This window comes from Gelidibacter salicanalis, assembly GCF_007997285.1.
Classification (GTDB): domain Bacteria; phylum Bacteroidota; class Bacteroidia; order Flavobacteriales; family Flavobacteriaceae; genus Gelidibacter; species Gelidibacter salicanalis.
This window is the reverse complement of the sequence record NZ_VORX01000003.1, coordinates 572,061-585,084: the sequence shown is the minus strand read 5'-3', so window position 1 is coordinate 585,084 and position 13,024 is coordinate 572,061. Positions and strand designations below refer to the sequence as shown.

Annotated in this window: 10 protein-coding genes; 5 read left to right on the top strand and 5 right to left on the bottom strand. The window is 38.6% G+C overall.

The features are described 5' to 3' along the window. Positions 1-102 precede the first annotated feature (102 nt). The 3 genes from ES711_RS08780 (at position 103) to ES711_RS08770 (ending at position 3,998) form a co-directional block, all read left to right on the top strand. A complete protein-coding gene (locus tag ES711_RS08780; RefSeq protein WP_146892676.1) occupies positions 103-2,403 on the top strand; it encodes a M28 family peptidase in 2,301 nt (766 codons plus the stop codon). Beyond that, a complete protein-coding gene (locus ES711_RS08775; protein WP_246139156.1) occupies positions 2,396-3,205 on the top strand; it encodes a Rossmann-fold NAD(P)-binding domain-containing protein in 810 nt (269 codons plus the stop codon). The genes ES711_RS08780 and ES711_RS08775 overlap by 8 nt, the downstream gene beginning before the upstream one ends. Before the next feature lie 103 nt (positions 3,206-3,308). Further along, positions 3,309-3,998, top strand: a complete 690-nt coding sequence (locus tag ES711_RS08770; RefSeq protein ID WP_146892674.1) for a tetratricopeptide repeat protein — start codon at positions 3,309-3,311, stop codon at positions 3,996-3,998. Between the two features lie 175 nt (positions 3,999-4,173). Here ES711_RS08770 and ES711_RS08765 read toward each other — a convergent pair whose 3' ends face one another. Beyond that, positions 4,174-6,240 (bottom strand): M13 family metallopeptidase, encoded by a 2,067-nt coding sequence (locus ES711_RS08765; protein ID WP_146892673.1) that lies wholly within the window; start codon positions 6,238-6,240, stop codon positions 4,174-4,176. 162 nt (positions 6,241-6,402) lie between these two features. Continuing rightward, the gene (locus tag ES711_RS08760) at positions 6,403-6,936 is read right to left on the bottom strand and encodes a hypothetical protein (protein ID WP_146892671.1); all 534 of its coding nucleotides are present in this window, start codon (positions 6,934-6,936) and stop codon (positions 6,403-6,405) included. Positions 6,937-7,153: 217 nt separating this feature from the next. On the opposite strand from ES711_RS08760, the gene ES711_RS08755 reads away from it, so the two are divergent. Further along, complete coding sequence (locus ES711_RS08755; protein ID WP_146892669.1) at positions 7,154-9,592, top strand: hybrid sensor histidine kinase/response regulator; 2,439 nt, start codon at positions 7,154-7,156, stop codon at positions 9,590-9,592. Here the strand turns inward: ES711_RS08755 and ES711_RS08750 are convergent. The 3 genes from ES711_RS08750 to ES711_RS08740 form a co-directional block, all read right to left on the bottom strand. Further along, positions 9,570-10,913 (bottom strand): sigma-54-dependent transcriptional regulator, encoded by a 1,344-nt coding sequence (locus tag ES711_RS08750; RefSeq protein WP_146892667.1) that lies wholly within the window; start codon positions 10,911-10,913, stop codon positions 9,570-9,572. The genes ES711_RS08755 and ES711_RS08750 overlap by 23 nt on opposite strands. Positions 10,914-11,028: 115 nt before the next feature. Continuing rightward, a complete protein-coding gene (locus tag ES711_RS08745; protein ID WP_146892665.1) occupies positions 11,029-11,328 on the bottom strand; it encodes a hypothetical protein in 300 nt (99 codons plus the stop codon). Between the two features lie 62 nt (positions 11,329-11,390). After that, positions 11,391-11,693, bottom strand: a complete 303-nt coding sequence (locus tag ES711_RS08740; protein ID WP_146892663.1) for a hypothetical protein — start codon at positions 11,691-11,693, stop codon at positions 11,391-11,393. Positions 11,694-12,015: 322 nt separating this feature from the next. Between ES711_RS08740 and ES711_RS08735 the strand changes: the two genes are divergently transcribed. Further along, positions 12,016-12,975, top strand: a complete 960-nt coding sequence (locus ES711_RS08735; protein WP_146892661.1) for an NAD-dependent epimerase/dehydratase family protein — start codon at positions 12,016-12,018, stop codon at positions 12,973-12,975. Positions 12,976-13,024 lie beyond the last annotated feature (49 nt).

Here is a 13,024-nt window from a genome sequence, read left to right as displayed (position 1 = left end):
ATTTAGTGAACTTTAAATTTAACGATAATTCCCCATTTAACCTAAACCGAATTACACCAAATTAATTTTGTAGATTTAACCTACCAACCAAACTGACGAATTATGCTTAAAAAAGCCATCTCACTTGCCCTTATAATTTTGGCTATCTATTGGAGCTTTTTCGCTTTAATGCCCACCCGTATTTCTGATCTGAATACTGAAAAAACAGCCTTCTCTTCTGAACGGGCTTTAATTCATCTCAAAAATATCACCAAAAAACCGCACTATGTGGGTTCTGATGAGCATGAATTGGTCAAAAACTATTTGATCACTGCCTTGAATGATTTAGGATTGGAAACCCAAGTACAGGAGGCGTATAGTCAAAATAAAAAATGGGGAAGCATTGTCAAACCCAAAAATATATTAGCACGCATTAAAGGCAGTACAAATTCTAAAGCCCTGCTCCTGCTCTCGCACTACGATAGCAAATCGCACGCGTCCTTTGGTGCTAGTGATGCGGGTTCAGGAGTGGTAACAATCTTGGAAGGCATTCGCGCTTATTTGAGCACAGGCAAAACCCCTAAAAATGACATTATTATTCTGTTTTCTGATGCGGAAGAATTAGGCTTGAACGGTGCTGATATTTTTGTGAATCAACATCCCTGGGCCAAAGACGTCGGACTCGTATTAAATTTTGAAGCGCGAGGCAGTGGCGGCCCGAGTTATATGCTGATAGAAACTAATGGTGGAAATCAGAATTTGATTATTGGGTTTAAAGAAGCTAATCCAGAGTATCCTGTCGCGAATTCCTTGGCTTATAGCATTTATAAAATGTTGCCTAATGATACTGATCTGACCTATTTCAGGGAAGACGGCGATATTGACGGTCTTAATTTTGCCTTTATAGATGACCACTACGACTATCATACCGCCTTAGATAACTTTGAGCGTTTAGACCGAAACACCTTAGAGCATCAGGGCAGTTATTTGATGCCTTTGCTCAGTTATTTTTCGGATGCCAACCTCAACACGTTAAAGAGTACAGAAGATTCTGTATACTTTAACGTGCCTCTTTTTAAAATGGTCAGTTATCCAAATTCGTGGATTTTACCAATGCTCATTTTGGCCATTCTTATCTTTTGTGCCTTGGTATTTTACGGACTCAAAAAAAGAAGCTTAAATGCCAAATACATGGCTCTTGGTTTCCTTCCGGGGATTGGCGCACTGCTCATTAACGGTGTTGTAGGCTATTTTGGATGGAAATTCTTATTGGCACTGTATCCGCAATACGGGGAGATTCTTCATGGATTTCCTTATAATGGACATCTCTATATTTGGGTATTTGCACTCTTCTCTACAGCGGTCTGCATGTGGCTATATAACAAAGTTTACAAACCTGAAAACACTGCCAGTTTAGCCGTTCCGCCATTAGTGTTATGGTTGATCATTTGTGGTGCCGTAGCCTTGAAGCTAAAAGGCGCTAGCTTTTTTATCATTCCTGTTTATTTCGGATTGCTAAGTCTTTTTGTATTGATCCGACAAAAGCGTCCAGATATTATTCTGATGACCTTTTTACTCTTTCCATTGTTGCTCATCATGTCCCCATTTATAAAAATGTTTCCGGTAGGTCTCGGACTTAAGATGATTGTTGCGACAACGGTTCTCGTCTCACTTATATTTTCCTTATGTATTACGGTTTTCGGATTTTCACGTTATAAAAATCGATGGGCGTTCTTATTGTTTTTTGCCGCTTTTGGATGTTTTGTAGCCGCACATTTCCAATCTGATTTTAATGAAGAGCGTCCAAAACCAAACAGCCTCGTCTATTTATATGATGCCGATAACGATGTGGCACATTGGGCAACTTACGATAACATCCTAGACACTTGGACCCAAGACTATCTTACTGAAGAGCCGGAGGTCTTTGACGCCGCTTCTATCAACTTTGAAAGTAAATATGGCACATCACTGTCCTACAGTAAAAAAGCAATCATTAAACCGCTAAAAACACCTTATATAGACATCCAAAAAGATACCATTATCGGAACTGTCCGACAGCTGCAGGTATTCATTTCGCCACAGCGCGCTGTGAATACCTTAGAATTTTATGCCGATACTTCAAATCAATTTATTTCCTTCAACATCAACGGTTTGGAAATTGAAAAGAACGCACTAGAAGATCATGTTTTTACGGATCGCATAAAAGACCGTTTGTTCAGTTATATGGTGACCGAACACAAAACTATAGAATTGAATTTTACGGTTCCGGCAACTCAAAAAACAACGTTCAAGGTATTTGAAGTCTCCTTTGATCTCTTGACCAATGAATTATTTCGAATTCCGGAACGTCCAAAGACGATGATTCCGAAACCATTTGTACTCAATGACGCCATAATCATAAAAAAAACTTTGACTTTTGAATAAACATATTAGTATTATGGGATGCGGATGGTTAGGTTTATCACTGGCTGCAGAATTGGTGAAAAATGGGCATCTTGTAAAAGGCTCCACCACATCAACTGATAAGTTTGAGCTTTTAAAAGCGGCAGGCATCGCTCCATTTCTAGTCACCATTTCCGAAGACAACATTCACGGCCACATTGAAGACTGCCTAAAAGATTCGGAGGTGTTGATCATTAACATTCCACCAGGATTGCGAAAAGACCCCAGTTCCGATTTTACAAAAAAAATGGCACTACTCTGTCAACACATTGAAGATTCGGATATTAAAAACGTCCTTTATGTCAGTTCGACTTCTGTTTATGAAGATACTTTAGACCTACCACTTATTACTGAAGAAAGTCCAACCGATGCACCATCTGCCACCGCTAAACAACTGATTGCAGCAGAACATATTTTCAAGACCAATCCAAACTTTCAAACCACCATTCTAAGATTTGGAGGGTTAATAGGCGACAAGCGTCACCCCGCAAAATTTCTTTCTGGAAGAACCAATGTCAAAGACCCAGAAGCCCCTGTGAATTTAATTCATCAGCAAGATTGCATCGGCATCATCAAAGCCATCTTGAAACATGAAAAATGGCAAACGGAATTTAACGCTGCCGCTCCGCAACATCGCACAAAAGAAGCCTATTACAACGCCATATGTGATGCCAAGAACATCCCTCGTCCTCAATTTGACCATTCCGAACCAAGCAAAGGCAAACGCATAGACAGTGAAAAAATACAACAGACTTTATCCTACCAGTTTGTTCATGCCCTCTAACAATTACCAGCTTTTTAAGAGTTTATTTTATTAATTTTTATAGATTTGGCGCTATTAATGTAATAACGTCCTGATTTAAAGACACTGAATATTTTATTAAACCATGAAAAAACTAATACTACTTGTTGTGGTGATGAGCTCCTTAAGCATCACTGCACAGACCAAAACAGAACTTCAAAAACATTTTGAAGGCTATTACAAGCAAATGAAGAAGCAAGGCGATATACAAGGCGTTATTAACGCCATGACGCACCTTGATGTTATCGCGCCTACTCAAGCTCGAAAGGATACTTTAGCCTACATCTACGTTTCGGAAGGTCGTAATATGGAAGCTTTAAATACAATCGGAATTGAAAAAAGCGGTACTGATTCTGATTTAAATACGGAAATTAAAGCCATTGCTTTAAAAGAATTGGGCGACCGCAAGCGTGCTTTAGAATTTTACAATGTACTTTTTACAAAAGAAGCGACTCCAAGCGTCGCCTACGAAATAGCCGATTTAATGTTACAAACTGGCGATTTAACAGGCGCAAAGGAAAAGATTGAATATGGTTTAACCAACGCCACAGATGAGATGAGACGTACGTATTTTGAAACCCAACAACCGTATCAAACCTCCTTAAAAGCTGGATTCCTTTACTTAAAAGCGATTGTCGTTTATAGTGAAGATAAAGATGCAAACCAAGAAATTGCTTTAGCCACTTTAAATCGCGCCTTAGCAATTGATCCTAATTTTAATATGGCTAAAATTAGCAAAGAGGCCTTGTTGAATCGTAAGAAAGGAACGGACTAGGAGCTAGTATTAAGACCGCTTCGCTTAAAGTATTAAGATCGCTGCGCTGTTAGAATTAAGTATTAAGATGGCCTAAAAAGCCTAGTAGGGATCTTTTATGATATCGTAAATAATTAAAAAAGGCAGTCTATTTTTCAATAGACTGCCTTTTTTATATCTCATAGATTTTAGAATACTACCAAATTCTCACACGCTTTTCAGGTGCTAAGTACATTGGATCGCCTTCTTTAATATCAAAAGCTTCATAGAATGCATCTACATTTTTTAAAGGTTGTGTAGCTCTATAAATACCTGGAGAATGCGGATCCGTTTTAATCTGCGTTCTTAAAGCATCTTCTCTGGTTAAGGTTCTCCATACGGTAGCCCAACTCATAAAGAAACGTTGCTCAGGAGTATAACCGTCAATGTTTTCAGGACGTCCGTGCTTCTTAAAATGCAACTGCAATCCATCGTAAGCACCAAGGATACCACCAAGATCACCAATGTTTTCACCTAAGGTAAACTTACCGTTAATAAATACGCTATCCATTACTTCAATACCACTGTATTGTTCTGCCAAGGCGTCACCACGTTTGGTAAACTCTTCCAAATCTTTCTCCGTCCACCAGTTTTTCAAGTTTCCATCGCCGTCGAAACGTGCACCAGAATCGTCAAATGCGTGAGAAATCTCATGACCAATCACGGCACCAATTCCACCATAATTAACCGCTGCATCAGCCGTATAGTTATAAAACGGAGGTTGTAAAATAGCTGCAGGGAAAACAATCTCATTATTACGAGGGTTAAAATAAGCGTTTACAGTTTGTGGTGCCATGCCCCATTCTTTCTTGTCTACTGCCTCATTAATTTCAGAGAAATTCTTCTCCCTTGCCCATGTACTCACCGCCAACATATTTTGTGCATACGTATTGCCGTCTTTAATTTGAAGTTTTGAATAGTCTTCCCATTCATCAGGATACGCAATCTTAACCGTGAATTTATCTAACTTTTCAACTGCTTTCTTTTTGGTTTCTTCAGTCATCCAATCAGACTTCATAATTCTATTTTGAAACGCTTCAATCACGTCAGCAATCATTTCTTCAGCTTTCGCTTTTGCTTCTGGCGGGAATTTAGCCTCCACATAGAGTTTGCCAATAGCTTCCCCAACAGCCCCGTCAACTGTACCTAAGGCACGCTCTTCAGCTGGACGTTGTTTTTGAGCTCCATTTAAGGTTTTAGCGTAAAAATCCCAGTTGGCTTTCTCAATTTCCGTAGACAAATAGTTGGCTGAGTTATCCAAGGTATTCCAAACCATTAAGGTTTTGACATCTTCAATAGGTGTTTGCTTTAAAAAGTTTTGCAAAGACGACATGTACTTTGGTTGCATCACATTAACTGTTTCAATCTTTTTGTCGATTTTTAAGTCGTCAACCATTTTTTGCCAGTTAATAGCCGGGGTCATTTTTTGCAAATCAGCAAAGGCCACAGGATTATTATAATTACGTGCATCTCTCATGGCCACTTTATCCAATCTTGGCTCCGCCAATTTGGTTTCCATCGCTAAGATTTTCTTTGCTGCTGCTGTTGCTTTGGCTTCATCATAATCGATAAACTGAAGCATTTTTGCAATATGCGCTACATATTTTTCTCTGATCTCTTTTGATTTCGCATCCTGATCTACATAATAATCTCTTTGTAATCCAAGACCTCCAGGAAAGATCCAGGTCATGTTCATACTACTATCATTAAGATTTGGTGATGCAGCAATACCCGTAAAAGGCGCACTTACACCATCAACAGTAGCCATAACCGTTTGCATGTCACTCAGGTTTTTGATGCCCTCAATAGCAGTCAACGCAGGTTTAATTGGCGTAATACCAGCTGTGTTTCTTGCTACGGTATCCAATTCACTTTCAAAAAGCAACAAGGCTTTCTTTTGGTCCGTACCATCAGCGTACGTTCCTAACTCTTTTGAAGTCTTTACAATGTCTAAAACATCCTGACGTGTTGCTTTGCGTAAGACGCCAAAACCGCCCCAACGGGTTTCATCATCAGGAATGGTGGTATTTTTCTCCCAATTTCCATTGACGAATTTGTAAAAATCATCTTTCGGACTGACTAGGGTGTCCATGTTCTCAAGGACAATCCCAGGAATTTTTTCTTCTGCCATTGCGGTGTCTTTTTTTGGTTCTTCCTTACATCCTACTAAGGTTGTAACGGCCAAGCCAGTGATTGCAAGCGCATACTTAAGATTGGTGTTCATAGTGTTTAATAGATTTTATTTTGCCTAATTTAGGTATTAATAAGAAGCTTAAAAGAGGGATTTGTTACATCTTAACAAAAAATTAAGAAATTACATTAAGAATATCATATAGCATTCTTGCGAATTAAACCTTTGATTTCCATCCGTTTTCAACAAAAACTATTACTGTATCTTTACAGGAAGTTGAATCTGTTGCGCTTCTTTCTCGAACTTTTTATTCAATTGCAGTTTAAAATTTGCATCGGCTATAAGCAGCTCTTCAATAGCTTCCAAAAGCGATGCTTTCTTAATATTATCTAAGTTGGAAAGGTTTTGCAACCTTAAAAGATTCGTTTCTAACACCGTCATTCTCGATTTGATTGCAGGTGTAATCACTACCGGCGGCTGCTGCATCTTTAATTCGGTAATAAATTCTTCCATAATGCCTTTTTCGACCCTAAAGAATGACAAATTGCCGCTTTTTAAAAGTTCCATGTGACCTTGCAGATCTTGGAAGAGTTGCCAATCTAAAATTGCTTCGGAACTTTCCGGACTTAGGACATAATCCGTATACCTAAGCTTTTCAATGTCTTCTGCTTTAATTGTATACGATTTCTCCTGAGCCTCCAAAGGATCCACAACAGGTTCTGGTTCAGATTTACAGCTAAAGCAAATGAGGACAGATAATAAGATGAGCTGTTTGAAAAATGAGGACATGGGCAATGCTTAAATTTAAACCCAAAGGTAAATAAAATTACTATTATAACTAGGTTAGCTCAAAACAGACAAGAACTGGTAAACGATGAGTGTTACGCTCTGATTCCTTGCACTTGCTCTAATCATAATCTTCCCTATTAATTTTGAGATAAAAAAGATTTGATATCGCACCTATCGCACACATTTTTTATCTTGCTTTGCGGTTACAAAAATTCTTATGAAAGCATCCAATAGAAAAATCACCTTTAAAGTCCTTTTCGGCTATATCGCGCTCGGTATTTTAGCGGCTATTTCAGGATGGTTGGTGTTTTCAGAATTAAGAAATTTTACCGCTTCACAAACTGACGACCTAAAAGATCGGGATAAGCTGATCCGAATTAGTGGTTTAGTGGCGGATATTTATGAAAACGAAAGCTTATCAAGAGCGGCGGTACAACTCAATACAGACACTCAATTTAATGCGTATCTTTTACAGAACGACAGTCTGCTTTCTACCATTGACACGTTAACCAATTTGGTAAATAACGACTACCAAAAAGCATTATTAGATAGTGTAAAGGTCATTTTTGATAAGAAACAACGCGATTTAAATGAATTACGACGTTTAAAAGACAATAACAGTTCAGAAAAATCGATAGAACTGACCATTAATAAACTAAAAAGTATTGATCCTATTTTAGGAAAGTTGACCTTGGAAGATTATGTCGAAAATCCGAAAGCCATTGACCCAAAAACCAAGGAAGTTTTGGAAGGCTTTATTCAATTTTCCAATGATTTAAAAGCCAAGGATTCGGTAAGCAAGGTCGATCAGAAGCAAATTGATTCTATCGTGACCATCTCACGCAATATGCTCAATAAGATTCAAAGAGACGCCGCTTCACAGCGGCAGTCATTAAATCTTAAAGAGCGCGAATTGGTAGAGAATGATCTCATCACTTCACGCCAGTTACGGAACCTGTTGCGCACTTTGGAACGCGAGATGGTGGCCTCGTCACAAAGCATTATGACCCAGCGCCAAACTGCTTTAGACAAGAGTACCCGTATTATTTATTTAGCGGCCATCGTCAGTTTTATATTAGTAGTCATCTTTTCTATGGTCATCTTAAACGATTTTTGGAAGTCGCAGCAGTACCGTGAAAAACTGGAAAAATCAAACGCCTATACCAATTCACTTTTGAAAAGCAGGGAACAATTGATCAATATGGTGAGTCATGATTTACGATCGCCCTTGAGCACCATTTCCGGGTATAGCGAATTACTCCAAAAAACTGCGCAAAACACTAAAGATAGTAATTATCTGGACCATATTAAAAATGCCTCGAGCTATATGAGTCAATTGGTAGACGACCTTTTGGAATTCTCCAAACTTGAGGATGGCCACATTACCATAGAAAGTATTCCGTTTAATCTCCGCACCCTGTTGGATGAAACCAGTTCTAACATTAAAGCTATTTACGATGATAAGCCTATAGAACTTTATATTAAACACGCGCCACAATTGGACCGCACCATTGTTTCTGACCCCTTCCGAATTAAACAAGTGCTCTACAATTTAATTGGAAATGCCTATAAATTCACGGAGGACGGAAGTATCACCATCAGCACACACTTACATTCTAAAAACAATGTCCATACGGTGAGTATCAGTGTCTCCGATACGGGAATTGGCATCAGCAAAGAGAAACAGGAAGATATCTTTAACGCTTTTACCCAAGTGAATCAAACTAAGGCATCAAAACATTCCGGTTTCGGGCTTGGGCTTGCAATTTCTAAAAAGTTAATGCATATCTTAAAAGGAACCTTGTCTCTAGAAAGCGCCCCCGGACGTGGTAGTAAGTTTATCATCTCATTCCCCGTAAAACTTTCTGATGCGGTCTTGGAAACTACGCCTAACATTGTAGAAACTTCGCACTTAAAACTTAAAGCCGTTATTGTAGATGATGATGTGTCTTTACGCCAATTATTGACGGATGTTTTAGGGCAACACCACATCACAACCTATACCTTTGAAGATGCTAAAGCAGCCCTTGCCGCCATGGAAACTCTTAAATTTGACGTGGTGATTACGGATATTCAACTCCCTAAAATGAATGGTTTTCATTTTATGGAAACCTTTAAGAAGCAGCCTTTCTACAAGCAACAGCCCATTATAGCAATGACTGGAAGAACGGATATTGCCACTGAAAATTATATTGAAAGTGGTTTTTCAAAAGTTGTTTTTAAACCGTTTGCTTCGCACATTTGGTTTGACATGTTGCGAGAATTATTTCCGGAGCGAATTACCAAGCCTCATGAAAGTAAAAAGAAAACTTCGTATAGTTGCGACTATTTTGACACCAATTCCATTGCTGGTTTTTTGAATTATGATGAAGAAGCACTCAAATCACTGTTAGAAATATTTTTGAAGGACACCAAAAAACATATGTCCGAATTGAAAGTAGCTCAAGCACAAAATGATCTTCAAACCATCACCGATTTGAGCCATCGAATGCTCACGATGTTTAAACAGTTGGGAGCGCATACCATTGTGCCGCATTTATCAAAATTAGAACACACGAAAGTGGTGCATACTGAACTTTTGAATGCTTTGGATGCTGAACTTGAACCGTTCTGCGAAGCCATGGAAGCCTATATCAATCTAAATTATACTCCTTGAGCTTGTTATAAAGGGTTTTTCGAGAGAAATTAAGCAATTGTGCGGCCTTGGTTTTATTATTGTTGACCTCTTGTAGGGCTTTTACAATCAATTCCTTTTCATTGTCTTTTGTAGAGAATGAGCGCGTCATAGCTTCTTTGCTCGGCGCTGACAATTCTTGAGGCAATACCTCTTTTTGGATCAGCTCGCCGTTGGTCAATAACGTAGCGCGTTTGATGACGTTGGAGAGTTCCCGTAAATTTCCTGGCCAAGAGTAGGTTTGGAAGATTTTAAGGACCTCAGGAGAAAATCCGATAATCGATTTATTCAATTGCTGATTGGCATTGTCGAGAAAAAATTCGGCATAAAGGATGAGATCATCACGACGCTCCTGAAGACTTGGAACTTTAATGGAAAATTCATTCAAACGGTGGTACAGATCTTCTCTAAAATCGCCTTGTTCTACGGCATTCAATAAATCTTCATTGGTAGCGGTCAACAACCGGATATCAACTTCAATTTCTTCGTTAGATCCAATAGGTTTAATTCGGCGTTCCTGGAGCGCACGTAAGAGCTGAATTTGATTTTCATAAGTTAAATTCCCAACCTCATCCAAAAAGAGTGTCCCGTGATTAGCAGCTTCAAAATGGCCCTTTTTATCGTTAATAGCCCCCGTAAACGAGCCTTTTTTATGTCCGAAAAATTCGCTAGCCGCAATTTCTTTTGGGATGGCGCCACAATCCACCGCAATAAAAGGTTGTTGTTTTCTTGAACTGCTTAGATGAATGGCTTTGGCAACCACTTCTTTTCCGGTACCACTTTCGCCAGAAATTAACACTGACATATCCGTTGGGGCCACCAAGTTTACATGATCATACAATACTTTAGAGGCGCCACTAATTCCTTTAACCAAATTGGTAGGTAATTTCGAAGACTCTGAAGGTACAAGCGGTGTCTGAATAGTAGGCTTGTCTTCTGTGCTTGGTTTTTGAAGGGCGTTTTTAACCACTTGCAGCACTTCTTCCGGATTGAAAGGCTTTGAAATATAATCGAAAGCGCCTTCTTTCATGGCTTTAACTGCGGTGGATACTTCAGCGTATCCCGTCATTAACACCACCGGAATGGAGGCATCTTTAGCTTTAATATGATTTAAGAGTGAAATTCCATCGCCATCAGGAAGTCTAAGATCAGCAAAAACCAAATCGAACGTACTCTCCTTTACTTTTAGTTTAGCATCTTCGAGGGTATAAGACAAAATAACAGCATGGTGGTGACGTTCTAAAAAACGTTTCAACATTTCAGAAAAGCTCACATCGTCTTCAACCAAAAGAATGGTACTCATGGATTCCTCATTTGTACAAAAATATCAAGTTAATTTCAGTAAACCCTTTAAAAAAAACATAAAAAAAGGACGTTTTAAAAAAACGTCCTTTTCCTGCTCTAAAGTGGATACCTTATTATTTCTCGATCCAGTTTCCATCTTTGTCAGCATATACTGTTGATGCCGCTCCATCAACTGTAAGTTCTAACTTATATTCAAGCTTAGCGTTAACATAAGCTTTATCTAGAGTGGCGGTCTGAAAATCGGCAGCTAGTGCATCTTTCACCGCTTGTGGAAGCTCTTCTGCTTTGATCTCTTTGTACTCCTCTTGAGTTGTCATTACAACTTCATCACTTTGAGAGGTTGCTATTGCAGGAGCTGCAAATGATGACAATCCTCCTAATACTATTGCTGCTGATAAAATTACTTTTTTCATAATATTTTATTTTTAATAGTGTGTTTTAAATCTGTGTGCTCGTTAAATCTTAGAATAAAAACTTATTCTTTCTCAATCCAATTCCCATCTTTGTCAGCATATACTGTGGTTGCTGTTTCTTCAATCGTAAGCTCTAATTTATACTCAAGCTTCTCATTCACATAGGCTTTATCAAGTGTAGCAGTTTGAAAATCGGCCGCTAAAGCATCTTTCACCGCTTGTGGAAGATCTTCCGCTTTAATTTCTTTATACTCCTTTTGCGCTATCATAACAACTGCATCAGTTTGGGGTTTTGTGAATGCAGGAGTGGCAAATGATGATAATCCTCCCAATACTATTGCTACTGATAAAATTACTTTTTTCATAATATATGTATTTTAAAGTTTGTATTTAATACTGGTGTTCTCCTAGTCTAAAATGAAATAAACATGCCAGTACCCCTCAATACACGTCCAAATAATACAAGTTTATAATTTTCAATGCTTTATATGATATATCAGCTTAAGTGGAACATATCAAACTGTATAAACTGCACAGTTTTTAGCCTAGGTTCGTGTAAATGTTACCCAAACTATAAATTTTGACAATTTGAATATCACCATCTTATATAATTGACCACATTCATTCCTAGATATTCCATTTCCTTCAGAAAAAAACTTTGTATTTTTGCAGTTAAATCAAACAACAATGGCTGAAAAGATTCTAATTATTGGTGCCTGTGGTCAAATTGGCTCTGAGTTAACATATAAGTTGCGTAGTATTCACGGAAATGACAATGTCATTGCCTCAGATATTAATTACAGCAATTTAGACGTGGTCAATTCGGGTATTTTTGAAATTGTTGATGCACAAGATTACGGTTCGATTCTCCTTTGTGTTGAAAAGCACCGCATAGACACCATCTATTTAATGGCGGCTATGTTGAGCGCTACTGGAGAAAAGTATCCAATGAAAGCGTGGGATTTAAACATGAGTTCACTTTTTCATGTATTGAACTTAGCCAAGGCCAAATTTATCAGTAAAATATTTTGGCCATCGAGTATCGCCGTTTACGGACCAACAACACCTAAGGACCATACACCACAACATACCATTATGGAACCGAGCACAGTGTACGGCATCACTAAACAAGTGGGTGAGCGTTGGTGCGAGTATTACTTCGATAAATATGATGTTGATGTGCGTAGCATGCGTTACCCGGGAATTATCAGTTGGAAAACGATGCCAGGAGGCGGCACTACAGATTACGCAGTAGAGATTTATCATAAAGCCATTACGGATGGACACTATGAAAGTTTCCTTTCCGAAGAGACAGAATTGCCAATGATGTTTATGGATGATGCTATTGATGCCACCATTCAAATTATGAATGCGCCTGCGGAACAATTATCGATACGCTCTTCATATAACTTAGCGGCCATCAGTTTTACGCCTAAAGATATTGCTGAGGAAATTCAAAAGCATATCCAAGATTTTAAAATAACCTACAAACCGGATTTCAGACAGGACATTGCCGATACTTGGCCAAGATCTATTGACGATAGCGTGGCCCAAAAGGATTGGAACTGGACCCCTAAGTTTGACCTCACAAAAATGACGGACGAAATGCTCACCGAACTAGGCAAAAAATACGCCACTGAAAAATAAATAATTCACCTTAATATATAGAGAAGCACTTAAAATTTATTTGAAGTGC

What these genes read in the sequence shown, in the direction of transcription:
- ES711_RS08745 (WP_146892665.1), bottom strand. Translation starts at nt 11,328, where the DNA reads ATGAAAAAAGTAATTTTATCAGCAGCAATAGTATTAGGAGGATTGTCA.
- ES711_RS08740 (WP_146892663.1), bottom strand. Translation starts at nt 11,693, where the DNA reads ATGAAAAAAGTAATTTTATCAGTAGCAATAGTATTGGGAGGATTATCA.
- ES711_RS08735 (WP_146892661.1), top strand. Translation starts at nt 12,016, where the DNA reads ATGGCTGAAAAGATTCTAATTATTGGTGCCTGTGGTCAAATTGGCTCT.
- ES711_RS08750 (WP_146892667.1), bottom strand. Translation starts at nt 10,913, where the DNA reads ATGAGTACCATTCTTTTGGTTGAAGACGATGTGAGCTTTTCTGAAATG.
- ES711_RS08755 (WP_146892669.1), top strand. Translation starts at nt 7,154, where the DNA reads ATGAAAGCATCCAATAGAAAAATCACCTTTAAAGTCCTTTTCGGCTAT.
- ES711_RS08770 (WP_146892674.1), top strand. Translation starts at nt 3,309, where the DNA reads ATGAAAAAACTAATACTACTTGTTGTGGTGATGAGCTCCTTAAGCATC.
- ES711_RS08760 (WP_146892671.1), bottom strand. Translation starts at nt 6,936, where the DNA reads ATGTCCTCATTTTTCAAACAGCTCATCTTATTATCTGTCCTCATTTGC.
- ES711_RS08780 (WP_146892676.1), top strand. Translation starts at nt 103, where the DNA reads ATGCTTAAAAAAGCCATCTCACTTGCCCTTATAATTTTGGCTATCTAT.
- ES711_RS08765 (WP_146892673.1), bottom strand. Translation starts at nt 6,240, where the DNA reads ATGAACACCAATCTTAAGTATGCGCTTGCAATCACTGGCTTGGCCGTT.